Source organism: Streptomyces sp. NPDC005195 (assembly GCF_040608315.1).
GTDB classification, from domain to species: Bacteria; Actinomycetota; Actinomycetes; order Streptomycetales; family Streptomycetaceae; genus Streptomyces; species Streptomyces kaempferi.
This window is the reverse complement of sequence record NZ_JBEXHZ010000021.1, coordinates 21,239-39,876: the sequence shown is the minus strand read 5'-3', so window position 1 is coordinate 39,876 and position 18,638 is coordinate 21,239. Positions and strand designations below refer to the sequence as shown.

The 18,638-nt window shown below is 68.1% G+C and carries 17 protein-coding genes and 3 tRNA genes; 18 read left to right on the top strand and 2 right to left on the bottom strand.

Annotated features, from left to right (window positions below):
* The first annotated feature begins 236 nt into the window (after positions 1-236).
* The 8 genes from ABZV34_RS21830 to ABZV34_RS21795 all read left to right on the top strand — a co-directional run bounded on the left by ABZV34_RS21830 (position 237) and on the right by ABZV34_RS21795 (position 5,486).
* Positions 237-309, top strand: a tRNA-Thr gene (locus ABZV34_RS21830).
* A gap of 46 nt (positions 310-355) precedes the next feature.
* A tRNA-Met gene (locus ABZV34_RS21825) sits at positions 356-428 on the top strand.
* Between the two features lie 96 nt (positions 429-524).
* On the top strand, positions 525-689 hold the full coding sequence (gene rpmG, locus ABZV34_RS21820; protein ID WP_004571794.1) for a 50S ribosomal protein L33: 165 nt from the start codon (positions 525-527) through the stop codon (positions 687-689).
* 207 nt (positions 690-896) lie between these two features.
* Positions 897-1,343 carry a MaoC family dehydratase N-terminal domain-containing protein gene (locus tag ABZV34_RS21815; RefSeq protein ID WP_356278999.1) on the top strand — a complete coding sequence of 149 codons (447 nt, stop codon included), beginning with the start codon at positions 897-899 and terminating at the stop codon, positions 1,341-1,343.
* A 2-nt stretch (positions 1,344-1,345) separates the two neighbouring features.
* Positions 1,346-1,774, top strand: a complete 429-nt coding sequence (locus ABZV34_RS21810) for a MaoC family dehydratase (RefSeq protein WP_356278996.1) — start codon at positions 1,346-1,348, stop codon at positions 1,772-1,774.
* 314 nt (positions 1,775-2,088) lie between these two features.
* A complete protein-coding gene (locus tag ABZV34_RS21805; RefSeq protein ID WP_356278993.1) occupies positions 2,089-2,667 on the top strand; it encodes a TetR/AcrR family transcriptional regulator in 579 nt (192 codons plus the stop codon).
* A gap of 96 nt (positions 2,668-2,763) precedes the next feature.
* Complete coding sequence (locus tag ABZV34_RS21800) at positions 2,764-4,221, top strand: DHA2 family efflux MFS transporter permease subunit (protein WP_356278990.1); 1,458 nt, start codon at positions 2,764-2,766, stop codon at positions 4,219-4,221.
* 209 nt (positions 4,222-4,430) lie between these two features.
* Complete coding sequence (locus ABZV34_RS21795) at positions 4,431-5,486, top strand: UDP-N-acetylmuramate dehydrogenase (RefSeq protein ID WP_356278987.1); 1,056 nt, start codon at positions 4,431-4,433, stop codon at positions 5,484-5,486.
* A gap of 72 nt (positions 5,487-5,558) precedes the next feature.
* Here the strand turns inward: ABZV34_RS21795 and ABZV34_RS21790 are convergent, their stop codons facing one another.
* Together ABZV34_RS21790 and ABZV34_RS21785 are read right to left on the bottom strand one after the other, a co-directional pair.
* Positions 5,559-6,599, bottom strand: a complete 1,041-nt coding sequence (locus ABZV34_RS21790) for an adenosine deaminase (protein WP_356278984.1) — start codon at positions 6,597-6,599, stop codon at positions 5,559-5,561.
* Positions 6,600-6,758: 159 nt separating this feature from the next.
* On the bottom strand, positions 6,759-7,985 hold the full coding sequence (locus ABZV34_RS21785; protein ID WP_356278981.1) for a pyridoxal phosphate-dependent aminotransferase: 1,227 nt from the start codon (positions 7,983-7,985) through the stop codon (positions 6,759-6,761).
* Between the two features lie 247 nt (positions 7,986-8,232).
* On the opposite strand from ABZV34_RS21785, the gene ABZV34_RS21780 reads away from it, so the two are divergent.
* The 10 genes from ABZV34_RS21780 to rpoB all read left to right on the top strand — a co-directional run bounded on the left by ABZV34_RS21780 (position 8,233) and on the right by rpoB (position 18,561).
* Positions 8,233-8,305, top strand: a tRNA-Trp gene (locus ABZV34_RS21780).
* A gap of 109 nt (positions 8,306-8,414) precedes the next feature.
* Positions 8,415-8,696: a preprotein translocase subunit SecE gene (secE, locus tag ABZV34_RS21775; protein WP_356278978.1), complete on the top strand. Its 282-nt coding sequence runs from the start codon at positions 8,415-8,417 to the stop codon at positions 8,694-8,696.
* A gap of 77 nt (positions 8,697-8,773) precedes the next feature.
* Positions 8,774-9,673: a transcription termination/antitermination protein NusG gene (gene nusG / locus ABZV34_RS21770; RefSeq protein WP_356278975.1), complete on the top strand. Its 900-nt coding sequence runs from the start codon at positions 8,774-8,776 to the stop codon at positions 9,671-9,673.
* Positions 9,674-9,841: 168 nt separating this feature from the next.
* Positions 9,842-10,276 (top strand): 50S ribosomal protein L11, encoded by a 435-nt coding sequence (gene rplK / locus ABZV34_RS21765; RefSeq protein WP_164319073.1) that lies wholly within the window; start codon positions 9,842-9,844, stop codon positions 10,274-10,276.
* 105 nt (positions 10,277-10,381) lie between these two features.
* Positions 10,382-11,107, top strand: a complete 726-nt coding sequence (gene rplA / locus ABZV34_RS21760) for a 50S ribosomal protein L1 (protein ID WP_356278972.1) — start codon at positions 10,382-10,384, stop codon at positions 11,105-11,107.
* 167 nt (positions 11,108-11,274) lie between these two features.
* Positions 11,275-12,174 carry a hypothetical protein gene (locus ABZV34_RS21755; protein ID WP_356278969.1) on the top strand — a complete coding sequence of 300 codons (900 nt, stop codon included), beginning with the start codon at positions 11,275-11,277 and terminating at the stop codon, positions 12,172-12,174.
* Between the two features lie 121 nt (positions 12,175-12,295).
* Positions 12,296-13,129: a DUF1396 domain-containing protein gene (locus ABZV34_RS21750; RefSeq protein ID WP_356279169.1), complete on the top strand. Its 834-nt coding sequence runs from the start codon at positions 12,296-12,298 to the stop codon at positions 13,127-13,129.
* A gap of 291 nt (positions 13,130-13,420) precedes the next feature.
* The gene (gene rplJ, locus ABZV34_RS21745; protein ID WP_164373166.1) at positions 13,421-13,951 is read left to right on the top strand and encodes a 50S ribosomal protein L10; all 531 of its coding nucleotides are present in this window, start codon (positions 13,421-13,423) and stop codon (positions 13,949-13,951) included.
* 110 nt (positions 13,952-14,061) lie between these two features.
* A complete protein-coding gene (rplL, locus tag ABZV34_RS21740; protein ID WP_356278966.1) occupies positions 14,062-14,439 on the top strand; it encodes a 50S ribosomal protein L7/L12 in 378 nt (125 codons plus the stop codon).
* Positions 14,440-15,075: 636 nt separating this feature from the next.
* Positions 15,076-18,561 carry a DNA-directed RNA polymerase subunit beta gene (gene rpoB, locus ABZV34_RS21735; protein ID WP_356278963.1) on the top strand — a complete coding sequence of 1,162 codons (3,486 nt, stop codon included), beginning with the start codon at positions 15,076-15,078 and terminating at the stop codon, positions 18,559-18,561.
* The last annotated feature ends 77 nt before the right edge of the window (positions 18,562-18,638 follow it).

Here is an 18,638-nt window from a genome sequence, read left to right as displayed (position 1 = left end):
CGGCGCGCCGCCCCGCCCGCCCCCGCCCCCCGCGGCCGGGGGGGGGGGGGGGGGCGGGGCGAGATCCGGGTGGAGCGGGCGTGGCGCACCGTCCGCGAGGGGCGTGGGGAACGGGCGGGAGACGGGCCGGTGAGCGGTCCGGAAGCCGCTGGGAAGCCGCCGGGGACAGGCCGGGGCGGGTGCCGCGAAACGGATTTGGGCGATCGGCGGAGGACCGTGTAATGTCTTCATCGCTCGCCCCAATAGCTCAGTCGGTAGAGCGTCTCCATGGTAAGGAGAAGGTCTACGGTTCGATTCCGTATTGGGGCTCTGGTGTGGGAGGTCCCCGTCGCAAGACGGGGTCCGATCACATCAAAGCGGTGTAGCTCAGTCGGTAGAGCAAGCGGCTCATAATCGCTGTGTCACCGGTTCAAGTCCGGTCACCGCTACTGACGGTAGCCGATTGTGGGGTCGGTCCTTCGATCGGCTACTCTTCTGTGCGTTAATCGTCTTAATGTCCCATCCGTTCGTCAAGGAGCACTCCTGTGGCTGCCACCGACGTCCGCCCGAAGATCACGCTGGCCTGCGTGGAGTGCAAGGAGCGGAACTACATCACCAAGAAGAACCGGCGTAACGACCCGGACCGACTGGAGATGAAGAAGCACTGCCCGCGTTGCAACGCGCACACCGCGCACCGCGAAACGCGATAATTTCAGGCTCGTACACGAGGCCGTCCCCAGTAACGGGGGCGGCCTCGCGTCGTTCACCGGTCAGGTGCCTGGCGTACCGAACGCGGGGCGCCGGCCACCTGCCTCCGGCCAGGACCGAGTGCCGCAGCGACGGCCCCGGGCACCGGCCGGGATCCGCTGCACCGCGGCAGACGCCGCATCGGCTGAAAACCAGGAGGTTCCGGGCCCATGGCGCTCGACCAGTCCTTCGTGGGGCGGTCCTACCCGCCCACCGAGCCCTATGAGGTGGGCCGGGAGAAGATCCGCGAGTTCGCGGAGGCCGTGGGGGACACCAACCCGGTGTACACGGACCCGGAAGCCGCCAAGGCGCTCGGGCACGCCGATGTGATCGCCCCCCCGACCTTCGTGTTCGCCATCACCTTCAAGGCCGCGGGGCAGGTCGTCGAGGACCCTCAACTGGGTCTCGACTACAGCCGTGTGGTGCACGGTGACCAGAAGTTCGCCTACACCCGCCCGGTGCGCGCGGGGGACCGGCTCTCGGTCACCTCGACGATCGAGGCGATCAAGTCCATGGCCGGCAACGACATCCTGGACATCCGCGGTGAGGTCCACGACGAGACGGGCGAGCACGTGGTGACGGCCATCACCAAACTCGTGGCGCGGGCGGAGGGCTGATCATGGCGGCGAAGATTACCTACGGTGATGTCGAGGTCGGTACGGAGCTGCCGCCCCAGACCTTTCCCGTGACCCGCGCCACACTCGTGCGGTACGCGGGCGCCTCCGGGGACTTCAACCCGATTCACTGGAACGAGAAGTTCGCGGTCGAGGTCGGTCTCCCCGACGTCATCGCGCACGGCATGTTCACCATGGCCGAGGCGATCCGCGTCGTCACCGACTGGGTCGGCGATCCGGGCGCGGTGATCGAGTACGGCGTGCGGTTCACCAGGCCCGTCGTCGTGCCGAACGACGACAAGGGGGCGACCGTCGAGGTGAGCGCCAAGGTCGCGGCCAAGCTGGACGACAACACCGTCCGCGTCGACCTCACCGCCACGAGCGCCGGCCAGAAGGTCCTGGGCATGTCGCGAGCGGTCGTTCGACTGGCCTGACGGCGGGTCGTGCGGCCGGGTTCGGTTCGGTTTCGGTGGCGGCCCGTACGTCCAGGCCGACCGCCGACCGCCGACCGCCGACCGGAATCCGGAAACCACCGGCGGTAAGGGGCTTCCACCCATAGCGGACGCCCCTTACCCCGCCCCGCTTCATCGGCGCGCCCCACCATGCACCTCGCGGCTCTCTCCGCGCACACCACGCACACCACGCACTCCCGCACCTCACAGCCCTCCCCACGCACCTCACAGGACACCTCCGCCCCCTTTCCAGAACCCCCTTGACTTAGTTAGTGATTGAGTACTAACTTTCTCGCATGGTCAGGATGAGCGCAGAGGACAGGCGTGAGAGCGTCATCCGCGCGGCGATCAGCGAGTTCGCCCGCGGCGGCTACTACGGCACCTCCACCGAGGCGATCGCCAAGCGTGTGGGCGTCTCGCAGCCTTACCTCTTCCGGCTCTTCCCGGGCAAGAAGGCGATCTTCCTCGCGGCGGCCGAACGCTGCCTCGAGGACATCCGCCGCACGTTCGAGGGGGTCTCCGAGGGGCTGGAGGGCGAGGAAGCCCTGCACGCCATGGCCAACGCGTACACGCGGGTCATCGCGGAGCACCCGGAGCGGCTGCTCATGCAGATGCAGACGTACACCGCGGTGGCGGCCGCAGAGGAAGCCGGTGACCACGAGTTCGGCGAGGCGGTGCGGGCCGGCTGGACGCGGCTGTGGGACACGGTCCATCTGCCGCTCGGGGCCGACGTGGGTGAGACGACGAGCTTCCTGGCGTACGGGATGCTCATCAACTGCTTCGTGGCCATGGGGTTTCCGGCCGACCACCGGGTCTGGGAGGGAATGTTCCCGGAGTCCCGGGTGGGCGGCCGCGCTCGGATGGCGGGCGGATAGACGTTCATCGGAAGGCGGCGGGTGTCGCCTTTTCATGGGCACAGAAGTTAGTCATCAATAACTAATCAACTTGAGTGAATCACTCTTGGGGGAGCGATGTCACAGCAGACAGCACGGCGCGGGGGAGCTACCTGGGCCCTCGTCATCACCAGCGTCGCCGGATTCATGGCGGCCCTCGACAACCTCGTCGTCACGACCGCGCTGCCCTCCATCCGCAAGGACCTGGGGGGAGCACTGGACGACCTGGAATGGACCGTGAGCGCGTACACGCTCACCTTCGCCGTCCTGCTGATGTTCGGCGCGGCACTGGGCGACCGCTTCGGCCGCCGCCGGCTCTTCCTCGTCGGTCTCTCCGTCTTCACCGGTGCCTCCGCGGCCGCGGCCATGGCCCCCGGCATCGACTCGCTGATCGCCGCCCGCGCTGTCCAGGGCGTCGGCGCCGCCATCATGATGCCGCTGACGCTGACCCTCCTGACGGCGGCTGTTCCGGCCGCCAGGCGCGGGATGGCGTACGGGATCTGGGGCGCCGTGAACGGACTCGCCGTCGCCTCCGGACCTCTCATCGGCGGCAGCCTCACCGAACACGTGTCCTGGCACTGGATCTTCTGGCTGAACGTTCCGCTGGGCCTCGCCCTCCTCCCGCTCGCCCGGCTGCGGCTGGCCGAGTCCCACGGCGCCGGTGCCCGGCTCGACATCCCCGGCACCCTGCTCGCCAGCGGCGGCCTCTTCGGAATCGTGTACGGCCTGGTCCGCGGACCCGCCGACGGCTGGACCAGCCCGGTCGTGCTGACCGGCCTGCTCGCCGGCGCCGCGCTGCTCACGGGCTTCGTCCTGCACGGCATCCGGGCGAAGAACCCGATGCTGCCGATGCGGCTGTTCCGCTCCCGCGCCTTCGCCGGGATCAACGCCGCGAGCCTGCTCATGTTCCTCGGGATGTTCGGCTCGATCTTCCTGCTCAGCCAGTACATGCAGGGCGTCCTCGGCTACTCGCCCACCGAGGCGGGGCTGCGGATGCTGCCCTGGACCGGCATGCCGATGCTGGTCGCGCCGATCGCCGGCTACCTCTCCGACCGCGTCGGCGGACGCCCCGTGGTCGCCACCGGGCTCTTCCTGCAGGCCGTCGGACTCGCCTACTACGCCGTGGTGGTCGCCGCCGACGTCTCGTACGCCGAGCAGCTGCCCGCCCTGATCATCAGCGGCATCGGGATGTCCCTGTACTTCGCTCCGGCGTCCAACCTGGTCATGTCCAGCGTCCGTCCGCAGGAGCAGGGCATCGCCTCCGGCGCCAACAACGCGCTGCGCGAGGTGGGCGGCGCGCTCGGCATCGCGGTGATGTCGTCGATCTTCTCCGCGCAGGGCGGCTACGAGACTGCGAAGACCTTCGTGGACGGCCTGCGGCCCGCGCTGGTGGTGGGCTCCGCGATGGTCGCCCTGGCGGGAGTCGCGGTGCTGCTCATCCCGTCGGCACGGCGCGCGGCGCGGTCGGAGACCGTGGCCGAGGGTCCGGTCCCCACCCTCGCCCCGGCCCCGGCCCTGGAAACCGCCTCCCACTGAACCGCCTGTCCTCATCCCGCACGTCACGCGACATCCCGCACGACACGAAACGGCCCCGCCTCCACGGCGGGGCCGTTCGCACGCCGCACGCCGCACGCCGCACGCCGCACGCCCTGCGCAGGCCTTCTGTCGGTGCGGGCGGTGGTCCGGCGGACGCACCGCGCGTACCGCGGGCCGGGAGCCCCGGGCCTTCTCGTAGTCTTGGGCGCGTGCAGGAACTCCACGACGCCCCGCTCGCCCCGTTGACCACCTTCCGGCTCGGGGGGCCCGCGACCCGGCTGATCACCGCCACGACCGACGCCGAGGTGATCGCCGCCGTCCGCGAGGCCGACGACACCGGTACCCCGCTGCTGCTGATCGGCGGCGGATCGAACCTGGTCATCGGCGACGAGGGCTTCGCCGGAACCGCCCTGCGCATCGCGACGCGCGGGTTCGCGCTCGACGGGACGGGGCTGGAGCTGGCCGCGGGCGAGGTGTGGAGCGACGCGGTCGCCCGCACCGTCGAGGCCGGACTCGCGGGCGTCGAGTGCCTCGCAGGCATCCCCGGTTCCGCCGGCGCGACCCCGATCCAGAATGTGGGCGCGTACGGGCAGGAAGTGTCGTCGACCATCACCGAAGTGATCGCGTACGACCGGAAGACGCGCGAGACGGTCACCCTCACGAACGCCGACTGCGCCTTCTCCTACCGCCACAGCCGCTTCAAGGCCGAGCCCGAGCGTCATGTGGTGCTGCGCGTCCGGTTCGGGCTGGAGGACGCGGCGGGGCTGTCGGCACCGGTCAAGTACGCCGAGACGGCCCGCGCGCTGGGTGTGGAGCCGGGCGACCGCGTACCCCTCACCGCCGCCCGCGAGACCGTCCTGAAGCTGCGCTCCGGCAAGGGCATGGTGCTCGACCCCGAGGACCACGACACGTGGTCCGCCGGGTCGTTCTTCACCAATCCGATCCTCACGGACGAGGAGTTCGCCGTGTTCCACGCGCGCGTGGGGCAGCGGCTCGGCTCCGACGTCGTGCCGCCCGCCTACCCGGCGGGCGAAGGACACACCAAGACGTCCGCGGCCTGGCTGATCGACAAGTCGGGATTCACCAAGGGGTACGGCTCAGGGCCCGCCCGGATCTCCACCAAGCACACGCTGGCCCTCACCAACCGCGGCCGGGCCACCACCGAGGACCTCCTCGCGCTGGCCCGGGAGGTCGTCGCCGGGGTGCGTGACGCTTTCGGGATCACCCTGGTCAACGAACCGGTGACGGTCGGCGTGCGCCTCTAGTGCCGCGACGGGGCGAACGTTGCCTGCCGCGGCACCAGCCGGCTCATGGCCGGCCGACGCGCGTCGGCCGCTTCAGGCGACAGGGGCGGCCAGCCAGTCGTCGATGCCGGCCAGCAGCTTCCCCCTGACGTCCTGGGGTGCCGCCGAGCCCCGTACGGACTGGCGGGCCAGTTCGGCCAGTTCGGCGTCCGTGAAGCCGTGGTGGTGGCGCGCCAGTTCGTACTGGGCGGCGAGCCGCGAGCCGAACAGGAGCGGGTCGTCGGCGCCGAGGGCCATCGGGACGCCTGCTTCGAAGAGCGTGCGCAGGGGGATGTCCTCCGCCTTCTCGTACACGCCCAGGGCGACGTTCGACGCCGGGCACACCTCACAGGTGATGCCGCGCTCCGCGAGCCGCCTCAGCAGCCGCGGGTTCTCGGCGGCGCGCACCCCGTGCCCGATCCGGGTGGCGTGCAGGTCGTCCAGGCAGTCGCGGACCGAGGCCGGGCCGGCCAGTTCGCCGCCGTGCGGCGCGGACAGCAGTCCGCCCTCACGGGCGATCGCGAAGGCCCGGTCGAAGTCGCGCGCCATGCCCCGCCGCTCGTCGTTCGACAGCCCGAAACCGACGACGCCCCGGTCCGCGTAGCGCACCGCGAGCCGGGCGAGCGTGCGGGCGTCCAGGGGGTGCTTCATACGGTTCGCGGCCACCAGGACCCGCATCCCGATGCCGGTCTCGCGCACGGCCGAGTCCACCGCGTCCAGAATGATCTCCAGTGCCGGGATGAGCCCGCCCAGGCGCGGCGCGTACGAGGTCGGGTCGACCTGGATCTCGAGCCACCCGGAGCCGTCCTTGATGTCCTCCTCGGCGGCCTCGCGCACCAGCCGCCGGATGTCGTCGGGCTCTCTGAGGCAGGACCGTGCCGCGTCGTACAGCCGCTGGAAGCGGAACCAGCCGCGTTCGTCGGTCGCCCGCAGTCTCGGCGGTTCTCCGCCGGTCAGCGCCTCGGTCAGCGCGTCGGGCAGCCGGACGCCGTACTTGTCGGCCAGTTCCAGCAGGGTGGTCGGCCGCATCGAACCGGTGAAGTGCAGGTGCAGATGGGCTTTCGGCAGTTCAGAGAGATCACGTACGCGCTCCATTCCAGGATCCTGCCGCACGTGCGGGTCGTCCCGGTAGCGCTTTCCTCTTTAGTGGTCTTGCTCGCACGAAGAAGCGGGCCGTCTCCCCGGGGGGAAACGGCCCGCACACGCGCGTGGAGCGCGAGAAACGCGAAACGTGGAGCAGAGGACTCCGGGACGTCAGTCCCGCGCCTCGGCCAGCAGCTTCTGGATCCGGCTGACGCCCTCGACGAGATCCTCGTCACCCAGGGCGTACGACAGACGCAGATACCCCGGCGTACCGAAGGCCTCGCCCGGGACGACCGCGACCTCGGCCTCCTCCAGGATGAGCGCGGCCAGCTCCACCGTGTCCCGGGGGCGCCTGCCGCGGATCTCCTTGCCGAGCAGGGCCTTGACCGAGGGGTACGCGTAGAAGGCGCCCTCGGGTTCGGGGCACAGGACGCCCTCGATCTCGTTGAGCATGCGCACGATGGTCGCGCGGCGGCGGTCGAAGGCCTCGCGCATCTCGGCCACGGCCGTCAGGTCGCCGGAGACGGCGGCGAGGGCGGCGACCTGGGCCACGTTGGACACGTTCGAGGTGGCGTGCGACTGGAGGTTGGTCGCGGCCTTGATGACGTCCTTGGGGCCGATGACCCAGCCCACCCGCCAGCCGGTCATGGCGTACGTCTTCGCGACGCCGTTGACGACGATGCACTTGTCGGCGAGCTCGGGCACGACCACGGGCACGGAGTGGAACTCGGCGTCGCCGTAGACCAGGTGCTCGTAGATCTCGTCGGTCAGGACCCACAGGCCCTTGTCGGCGGCCCAGCGGCCGATCTCCTCGACCTGCTCGCGGGCGTAGACCGCGCCCGTCGGGTTGGACGGCGAGACGAAGAGGAGCACCTTGGTGTGCTCGGTGCGGGCGGCCTCCAACTGCTCGACCGACACGCGGTAGCCGGTGGTCTCGTCGGCGACGACCTCGACCGGGACACCGCCGGCCAGACGGATGGACTCGGGGTAGGTCGTCCAGTAGGGAGCCGGGACGATGACCTCGTCGCCCGGGTCGAGGATGGCGGCGAAGGCCTCGTAGATGGCCTGCTTGCCGCCGTTGGTCACCAGGACCTGGGCGGCCTCCACCTCGTAGCCGGAGTCGCGCAGGGTCTTGGCGGCGATGGCGGCCTTCAGCTCGGGCAGGCCGCCGGCCGGCGTGTAGCGGTGGTACTTCGGGTTCGAGCAGGCCTCGATGGCGGCCTGGACGATGTAGTCCGGGGTCGGGAAGTCGGGTTCACCGGCGCCGAAGCCGATCACCGGCCGCCCGGCGGCCTTGAGGGCCTTGGCCTTGGCGTCCACGGCGAGAGTGGCGGACTCGGAGATCGCGCCGACTCGGGCGGAGACCCGGCGCTCGGTGGGAGGGGTTGCAGCGCTCATGGGGCCCATCGTTCCAGACCGGAAACGCAACCGGCACGCGGGTTTCACAGACTGAACAGCGTGAGAACACCAGTCCGGACGCGCGGAGCCCACCGGTCGATCTCCGACGGACAATGCCCTTACGGACACTTTCTGTTCGACGACCGGCCCCGGACCACGTACACTCTCACCTCGTTGGCCTTCACCGGCCGCACCCACCGTGCGCACAGCGAGCACTCGGGCGGATGCGGTACGTTGGGGAAACCAAAGGGTCGTAGCTCAATTGGTAGAGCACTGGTCTCCAAAACCAGCGGTTGGGGGTTCAAGTCCCTCCGGCCCTGCTACACACTCCTTCGCCAGGATGTGTGCACGCATGTACGTACTGCAATGCACCGCCGTGCGGCTCAACCGGACGCGGCACGGCCACGACCCGGAATCAGGTGAGGACGAGTGACGGACGCCGTGGGCTCCATCGACATGCCTGATGCCGAGGCGCCCGAGTCCAGTAAGAAGGCTCGCAAGGGTGGTAAGCGTGCCAAGAAGGGCCCGCTGAAGCGCCTCGCCACCTTCTATCGCCAGATCGTCGCGGAGCTCCGCAAGGTCGTCTGGCCGACTCGCAATCAGCTGACGACGTACACCACAGTGGTGATCGTTTTCGTCGTCATCATGATTGGCCTGGTGACCGTGATTGACTATGGGCTCAATCACGCCGCCAAGTACGTCTTCGGCTGAGCCCAGAGCGAAGGGCGCCGTCACCGGCGCCCCTTTCGCGTGTTCCACCCCCATGTATCCAGGAAGAAGCAGCCACCGTGTCTGACCCGAACCTGAACGACGCCAGCGAGTCGGTCGAGTCCGTTGACGACGAGCTCGACATCGTCGAGGGAGCGGACGTCGTGGACGAGTTCGAGGCTGCCGATGCCGCCGCCGGCGAGCCCGCCGAGGAAACGCCCCTGCACGTCGAGGACGAGTCCGGTGAGGACGTCGAGGACGAGGACGTCCCCGCGGACGCTCTCGCCGAGGCCGAGGCCGAGGACGCCGATGAGGCCGAGGCCGAGGACGCCGATGAGGCGGAGGCCGAGCCGGCCGAGCCCGTCGACCCCGTCGAGGCCCTCCGCGAGGAACTCCGCACTCTCCCCGGCGAGTGGTACGTCATCCACACCTACGCCGGTTACGAGAACCGCGTGAAGACCAACCTCGAGCAGCGTGCCGTCTCGCTGAACGTCGAGGACTTCATCTTCCAGGCCGAGGTGCCGCAGGAAGAGGTCGCGCAGATCAAGAACGGCGAGCGCAAGACCGTCCGTCAGAACAAGCTCCCCGGCTACGTGCTGGTGCGCATGGACCTGACGAACGAGTCCTGGGGCGTCGTCCGCAACACTCCCGGCGTCACCGGCTTCGTGGGCAACGCCTACGACCCGTACCCGCTGACCCTGGACGAGATCGTCAAGATGCTCGCCCCGGAGGCCGAGGAGAAGGCCGCGCGTGAGGCCGCCGAGGCCGAGGGCAGGCCCGCTCCGCAGCGCAAGGTCGAGGTCCAGGTGCTGGACTTCGAGGTCGGCGACTCGGTCACCGTCACCGACGGCCCGTTCGCCACGCTGCAGGCGACCATCAACGAGATCAACGCCGACTCGAAGAAGGTCAAGGGCCTCGTCGAGATCTTCGGCCGCGAGACCCCGGTCGAGCTCTCCTTCGACCAGATCCAGAAGAACTAGCGACTTCTGGACGTACGTCTTCCGAACAGGTCAGACGGGCTCACGCAGCCCGTCTGACCTGCTCGGTTTTTGGTCCCGCATGGATACCCGTTATCGTTGTGCGGTATGCCTCCATCCGGATGAACCGGACGGAAGCTGAAAACTCTCACTAGGACCCGGAGAGAGCACATGCCTCCCAAGAAGAAGAAGGTCACGGGGCTTATCAAGCTCCAGATCAACGCCGGTGCGGCGAACCCGGCCCCGCCGGTCGGCCCCGCGCTCGGTCAGCACGGCGTCAACATCATGGAGTTCTGCAAGGCCTACAACGTCGCGACCGAGTCGCAGCGTGGCTGGGTGATCCCGGTGGAGATCACGGTCTACGAAGACCGCTCCTTCACCTTCATCACCAAGACTCCGCCGGCCGCGAAGATGATCCTCAAGGCCGCTGGTGTCGAGAAGGGCTCGGGCGAGCCGCACAAGACCAAGGTCGCCAAGATCACCCAGGCGCAGGTCCGTGAGATCGCCACGACCAAGCTTCCCGACCTGAACGCCAACGACCTGGACGCCGCGTCGAAGATCATCGCCGGCACCGCCCGTTCCATGGGCATCACGGTCGAGGGCTGACGCCCACCTTCGTAGGCCACGCGGCGCGAGCCGCACATCGAGAACGACCGTGGCAGGGCCTGCTCGGCCCGCACCACGACTCCTCAGAACACATCAGGAGCAGTAGTGAGCAAGCGCAGCAAGTCTCTCCGCGCTGCGGACGCCAAGATCGACCGGGAGAAGCTCTACGCCCCGCTCGAGGCCGTCCGTCTCGCCAAGGAGACCTCCACGAGCAAGTTCGACGGCACCGTCGAGGTCGCCTTCCGTCTGGGTGTCGACCCGCGCAAGGCCGACCAGATGGTCCGCGGCACCGTGAACCTCCCGCACGGCACCGGCAAGACCGCCCGGGTCCTGGTCTTCGCGACCGGTGACCGTGCCGAGGCCGCACTCGCCGCGGGCGCCGACATCGTCGGCTCCGACGAGCTCATCGACGAGGTGTCGAAGGGCCGTCTGGACTTCGACGCCGTCGTCGCCACCCCGGACCTCATGGGCAAGGTCGGCCGCCTCGGCCGTGTCCTCGGCCCGCGTGGTCTGATGCCGAACCCGAAGACCGGCACCGTGACCCCGGACGTGGCCAAGGCCGTGACCGAGATCAAGGGCGGCAAGATCGAGTTCCGCGTCGACAAGCACTCGAACCTCCACTTCATCATCGGCAAGACCTCCTTCGAGGAGACCAAGCTGGTGGAGAACTACGGCGCCGCGCTCGACGAGATCCTTCGTCTGAAGCCGTCGGCCGCCAAGGGTCGCTACATCAGGAAGGCCGCGATCAGCACCACGATCGGCCCCGGCGTTCCCGTCGACCCGAACCGCACCCGCAACCTCCTCGTCGAGGAGGACCCGGCCGCCGTCTGAGCCCTCCGCTCACCCCGGTGACCGCGTCGCATACGCGTTCTTGGTACGGGCCCCGCAACCTTTCGAGGTGCGGGGCCCGTCCCCATTCCTGGACACATATTCCGATACGTGTGTCAGTGGGCTGCGCTAGCGTGCAGCTCTCAGGATCTGCATAGGGGTGGGGACAGATGAAGAGCACGACCGCGGGCCGCGTGACCCTCGCGATCGCTCTGGTGAGCGCGCTGTCGACAGTGGCGGCCTGCTCCTCGGGCTCGTCGGGGGGATCCGGCAAGGACGACAAGGCGGCTCACAAGAGCCCGACCCGCGTCAGCCCCATAGCGGCGCTGCAGTCCGCCGAGAAGTCCACCGACGGCGCGGACTCGGCCAAGGTCGAGTCGACGACGACCATGGGCACGCTGATGTCCATGAAGTCGGACGGCGTCATGGGCTGGGGCGACGGACTCACCGGCGACATGACGATCACCTACACCGGCGGCACGATGGCCGACACCATGCGCAAGGCGGGCGCGACGTCCATGCAGGCCCGCTATCTGTCCGACGCCTACTACGCGAAGATGGGCGAGACCTTCGCCCGGCAGGCCGGCGGCAAGCACTGGATCCGGTACGGGTACGACGACCTGGCGAAGCTCGGGGGCGGCTCCGGAGCCCTCCTCAAGGACCAGATGCAGAACAGCTCGCCGAACCAGTCGGTGAAGCTCCTGCTGGCCTCCGGTGACGTGAAGAAGGTCGGCGAGGAGAAGGTCCGCGGCCGGCAGACCACGCACTACGCGGGCACGGTCGGCGTCACGGACCTCGCCGCCAGGAGCTCGCACCTCTCCGCGGGCCAGCTCGCCGACCTGAAGAAGCAGTTCACGCAGGCCGGCATCACGACGGAGGACGTCGACATCTGGGTCGACGGCGACGACCTGCTGGTCAAGGCCGTCTCCAAGGGCGACCTCGCGACCGGCACGATGTCCTCGACCACGTACTACAGCGACTACGGGGTGAAGGTCTCCAGCCAGGCGCCCCCGGCAGGCGACACGGCCGACTTCAAGGACCTGCTGAAGACGCAGGGCGCCGCCGGCTGAGGCCGCCGAGGTTCAAGAAATCCCAAAGAAATTCGGAAGACCACACGCACCCCCCTGGGTTACGCTCGGACCAAATCTGTAAATCGTTCATGTGTTCCCTGGGGGGATCCTGATGTTCTCTGTGCGTGGTTCCGTGCGTCGTGGCGCGACGGGGGCGGCACTCGCCGCCCTGGTCCTCGGGGGCGGTGCCGTCGGCTGTGCGAAGGGTGACGAGTCGCCGAAGATGACGCCCGCCGCGGCCGTCGCCGCGGCGGCGAAGAACACGGCGGCCATCACATCCCTCACCTACCGGATGACGGGCAAGGTCCCGGAGACCGGCCGGGTCGAGGCCGAGGCCTCGATGAGCATGAAGCCGCCGGCCATGAGCATGAAGATGAACGCGCTCGACCAGGGCGCCGACGGCAAGATGGAGATCCGGGTCGTCGACAAGGCGATGTACCTGGGCGGTGGACAGGCCGCGGCCAAGGAGCTGGACGGCAAGAGCTGGATGAAGTTCGACCTCTCCGCTGCGGCCGGAGGCCCCGGCACCGGCAAGCTGCCGAGCCAGGCCGGCCAGGACCCGTCCCAGGAGTCCACCTACCTGACCGGGTCCAAGGACGTGAAGAAGGTCGGCACCGAGAAGGTCGACGGCGTCCGGACCACGCACTACAAGGGCACGGTCACCCTCGACGACCTCCGCGCGAGCCTCAAGGGCGAGGACAAGGCGACGCGGGAGAAGCGCGAGAAGAGCCTGAAGCAGTACGAGGACCTGGGCGCCGACAAGCTCACGATGGACATGTGGATCGGACCGGACGACCACACCAAGCAGGTGCGGGTGCGCGCCGCCGCCGACAAGGGCCCGTTCGACGTGACCCTGACCTTCCTGGACTACAACAAGCCGGTGACGGTGAAGGCCCCGCCGGCCAAGGACACCGTCGACCTGGCCGCGATGATGAAGGACGCCCAGGCGGGCTGAACCCGGGCGCTGTCGAGCGGATTTGCTTGACAGCGCGCCCTTCACGTACTGTTCGCGAGAAGCCAAAGACCGCTGGTCGTTGCTTTGCGCTCGCAAGAGGGCAGGGTGGCCGAAGGATCCGCTGAAACTGCGGACGACCCGCGTAGGTGACCGTGGATACGCTCCCGGAGTTCGCTTGCCCAGCTTGCGGACATGCCGGTCGAACTACGCCCCGTGCGCCTGCGCCGGGGCGTTTCGTTTGCCCAGCCCCTTCCGAGCGGTCCTCATCACCCGGAAGGAGGCCGACGCTCTATGGCAAGGCCCGACAAGGCTGCCGCGGTAGCCGAGCTCGCGGACCAGTTCCGCAGCTCGAACGCCGCCGTGCTGACCGAGTACCGGGGTCTCACCGTGGCGCAGCTCAAGACGCTGCGCCGTTCGCTCGGTGAAGACGCCCAGTACGCCGTGGTGAAGAACACGCTGACCAAGATTGCGGCCAACGAGGCCGGGATCTCCACGCTCGACGACCTGTTCAACGGTCCGACGGCGGTCGCCTTCATCACCGGTGACCCGGTGACGTCGGCGAAGGGTCTTCGTGACTTCGCCAAGGACAACCCCAACCTCGTCATCAAGGGCGGTGTCCTTGACGGCAAGGCGCTGTCCGCCGACGAGATCAAGAAGCTTGCGGACCTCGAGTCCCGCGAGGTTCTGCTCGCCAAGCTGGCGGGTGCCTTCAAGGGCAAGCAGACGCAGACTGCTCAGCTCTTCCAGGCGCTTCCCTCGAAGTTCGTCCGCACCGCGGAGGCGCTTCGTGCCAAGCAGGCCGAGCAGGGCGGTGCCGAGTAATTCGGCTCGCGCATTGACCGCCGCCTGAGGCGACGGTCGCAGCGGGCCGAACGTACGCCCGCCTCACCAGTACATCCCGGCACCTGCCGAATTAGTGGAAGGACGCCATCATGGCGAAGCTGTCCCAGGACGAGCTGCTCGCGCAGTTCGAGAGCCTGACCCTCATCGAGCTCTCCGAGTTCGTGAAGGCCTTCGAAGAGAAGTTCGACGTCACCGCCGCCGCCGCGGTCGCCGCCGCCCCGGTCGGCCCCTCCGCCGTCGAGGCCCCCGAGGAGCAGGACGAGTTCGACGTCATCCTCACGGGTGCCGGCGAGAAGAAGATCCAGGTCATCAAGGTCGTGCGTGAGCTGACCTCGCTGGGCCTGAAGGAGGCCAAGGACCTCGTCGACGGCGCCCCGAAGGCGGTCCTCGAGAAGGTCGCCAAGGAGGCCGCCGAGAAGGCTGCCGAGTCCCTCAAGGGTGCCGGCGCCTCCGTCGAGGTCAAGTAGTCCCAGGAGCCCGCTGAGGGCTCCCTCGCGAGCTGTCACAGTCGCCCTCGTGGCGCTGTAACGCTGACGCACCGAAGAGCGATCACCCAACTGGGTGGTCGCTCTTCGGCGTTCAGGGGGTCCGGCAGCGGCTGCCTTGAACTGTGGTTCGCGACGAGTATGGTGATCTTCGTTGTGCCTCCGGCCGAGCCCGTGACGGGCTGCAAGACGGGCTGCAAGACAGGTTGCACGTGACGATCGCGGCACTTGCTTTGGGCATGGGGGGCCTTGACGAACCGCACGCAGCGCGCAATTCTCAGGACGCGTCGTCACAACGATCCGGATCCGAGGCATGGATCGGCGACGAAGAGGGCAGTATCGATGTGCATTGAGGGCGTGGCTTGCCGCAGGTGTTGACGACAACGAGGGTCTCAAAAACCGGGACTGGACATCAGTGGGCCTAGTGGCTACACTGACCCTTTGCGCTGCCTGTTAGCTGCCTCCTGCCCGTCACCAGGGGCATGCCCTCGCTTGAGCACCGACGACCGGATTACCTCTGACCTGGCCTTTTGGCTGAGTCGGGAACAGTCTGTCTCTGTGCCCCAGTGGGGGGCCGGTACGCGCGTAGTGAGTCCGAGCCCTCGGAAGGACCCCCTCTTGGCCGCCTCGCGCACTGCCTCGACCGCGAATACGAACAACGGCGCCAGCACCGCCCCGCTGCGCATCTCCTTTGCAAAGATCAAGGAGCCCCTCGAGGTTCCGAACCTTCTTGCGCTGCAAACCGAGAGCTTCGACTGGCTGCTCGGAAACGAAGCGTGGAAGGCTCGTGTCGAGGCGGCTCTGGACAGCGGACAGGACGTCCCCACGAAGTCCGGTCTGGAGGAGATCTTCGAGGAGATCTCCCCGATCGAGGACTTCTCCGGGTCGATGTCGCTGACGTTCCGCGACCACCGCTTCGAGCCCCCGAAGAACTCCATCGACGAGTGCAAGGAGCGCGACTTCACGTACGCGGCCCCGCTCTTCGTCACCGCCGAGTTCACCAACAACGAGACCGGCGAGATCAAGTCCCAGACGGTCTTCATGGGCGACTTCCCGCTCATGACCAACAAGGGCACCTTCGTCATCAACGGCACCGAGCGTGTCGTGGTGTCCCAGCTGGTCCGCTCGCCGGGTGTCTACTTCGACTCCTCCATCGACAAGACGTCCGACAAGGACATCTTCTCGACCAAGGTCATCCCGTCCCGGGGTGCCTGGCTGGAGATGGAGATCGACAAGCGCGACATGGTCGGTGTCCGCATCGACCGCAAGCGCAAGCAGTCCGTCACCGTTCTCCTGAAGGCTCTCGGCTGGACCACCGAGCGGATCCTCGAGGAGTTCGGCGAGTACGAGTCCATGCGCGCCACCCTGGAGAAGGACCACACCCAGGGCCAGGACGACGCGCTGCTCGACATCTACCGCAAGCTGCGTCCGGGCGAACCGCCGACCCGTGAGGCCGCGCAGACGCTTCTGGAGAACCTCTACTTCAACCCGAAGCGCTACGACCTCGCCAAGGTCGGCCGGTACAAGGTCAACAAGAAGCTGGCCGGAACCGCGCCGCTCGACGCCGGGATCCTGACCGTCGAGGACATCATCTCGTCGATCAAGTACCTGGTGAAGCTGCACGCCGGTGAGACCGAGACCGTTAGTGACAACGGCACCTCGATCGTCGTCGAGACCGACGACATCGACCACTTCGGCAACCGCCGTCTGCGCAACGTCGGCGAGCTCATCCAGAACCAGGTCCGCACGGGTCTGGCTCGTATGGAGCGCGTCGTGCGCGAGCGCATGACGACCCAGGACGTCGAGGCGATCACGCCGCAGACCCTGATCAACATCCGGCCGGTCGTCGCCTCCATCAAGGAGTTCTTCGGCACCAGCCAGCTGTCGCAGTTCATGGACCAGAACAACCCGCTGTCGGGTCTCACCCACAAGCGCCGTCTGTCGGCTCTTGGCCCGGGTGGTCTCTCCCGTGAGCGGGCCGGCTTCGAGGTCCGTGACGTGCACCCGTCGCACTACGGCCGCATGTGCCCGATCGAGACCCCCGAAGGCCCGAACATCGGCCTGATCGGCTCGCTCGCCTCCTACGGCCGGGTCAACGCGTTCGGTTTCGTCGAGACCCCGTACCGCAAGGTCACCGGCGGTGTCGTCACCGACGAGGTCGACTACCTGACGGCCGACGAAGAGGACCGATTCGTCATCGCGCAGGCCAACGCGCCGCTGTCGGACGAGTTCCGCTTCGAGGAGTCCCGCGTCCTGGTCCGCCGTCGTGGCGGAGAGGTCGACTACGTCCCCGGTGACGACGTCGACTACATGGACGTCTCCCCGCGCCAGATGGTGTCGGTCGCGACCGCCATGATCCCGTTCCTGGAGCACGACGACGCCAACCGTGCCCTCATGGGCGCGAACATGATGCGCCAGGCCGTTCCGCTCATCAAGTCCGAGGCGCCGCTCGTCGGCACCGGCATGGAGTACCGCTGCGCCGTCGACGCCGGCGACGTGCTCAAGTCGGAGAAGGACGGTGTGGTCCAGGAGGTCTCCGCGGACTACGTCACCACCGCCAACGACGACGGCACGTACACCACGTACCGCCTGCACAAGTTCTCCCGCTCCAACCAGGGCACGTCCGTCAACCAGAAGGTTGTCGTGGACGAGGGCGCCCGGGTCATCGCCGGCCAGGTACTGGCCGACGGCCCGGCGACCGAGAACGGCGAGATGGCGCTCGGCAAGAACCTGCTCGTGGCGTTCATGCCGTGGGAGGGTCACAACTACGAGGACGCGATCATCCTGTCGCAGCGCCTCGTGCAGGACGACGTCCTCTCCTCGATCCACATCGAGGAGCACGAGGTCGACGCCCGTGACACCAAGCTCGGCCCCGAGGAGATCACCCGGGACATCCCGAACGTCTCCGAGGAGGTCCTCGCCGACCTCGACGAGCGCGGCATCATCCGTATCGGTGCCGAGGTCGTCGCCGGCGACATCCTCGTCGGCAAGGTCACGCCCAAGGGTGAGACCGAGCTGACCCCCGAGGAGCGCCTGCTCCGCGCGATCTTCGGTGAGAAGGCGCGCGAGGTGCGCGACACCTCGCTGAAGGTGCCGCACGGCGAGATCGGCAAGGTCATCGGCGTCCGCGTCTTCGACCGTGAAGAGGGCGACGAGCTGCCGCCGGGCGTGAACCAGCTGGTTCGTGTCTACGTGGCGCAGAAGCGCAAGATCACGGACGGTGACAAGCTCGCCGGCCGCCACGGCAACAAGGGCGTCATCTCGAAGATCCTGCCGATCGAGGACATGCCGTTCCTGGAGGACGGCACCCCGGTCGACATCATCCTCAACCCCCTCGGTGTCCCGTCCCGAATGAACCCGGGACAGGTCCTGGAGATCCACCTCGGCTGGCTCGCCAGCCGCGGCTGGGACGTCTCCGGCCTCGGGGAGGACTGGGCGCAGCGACTGCAGGCCATCGAGGCCGACGTGGTCGCCCCGGGCACCAACGTCGCCACCCCCGTCTTCGACGGTGCGCGTGAGGACGAGCTCGCGGGTCTGCTGCAGCACACGATCCCGAACCGTGACGGCGAGCGCATGGTGCTCCCGACCGGCAAGGCGCCGCTGTTCGACGGCCGCTCCGGCGAGCCGTTCCCGGAGCCGGTCTCGGTCGGCTACATGTACATCCTCAAGCTCCACCACCTGGTCGACGACAAGCTGCACGCCCGCTCGACCGGTCCGTACTCGATGATCACCCAGCAGCCGCTGGGTGGTAAGGCCCAGTTCGGTGGCCAGCGCTTCGGTGAGATGGAGGTGTGGGCGCTCGAGGCGTACGGCGCCGCCTACGCCCTCCAGGAGCTGCTGACCATCAAGTCCGACGACGTGACCGGCCGCGTGAAGGTCTACGAGGCCATCGTCAAGGGCGAGAACATCCCCGAGCCCGGCATCCCCGAGTCCTTCAAGGTGCTCATCAAGGAGATGCAGTCTCTCTGCCTCAACGTGGAGGTGCTGTCCAGCGACGGTATGTCCATCGAAATGCGTGACACCGACGAGGACGTCTTCCGCGCGGCGGAGGAGCTCGGCATCGACCTGTCCCGGCGCGAGCCGAGCAGCGTCGAAGAGGTCTGACGGGAGTCCGGTTACGGGGGCTCGACGATGAACATCGATGAGCCCCCGGCCGGCCCCAGGACCCCCGTATCAGACCC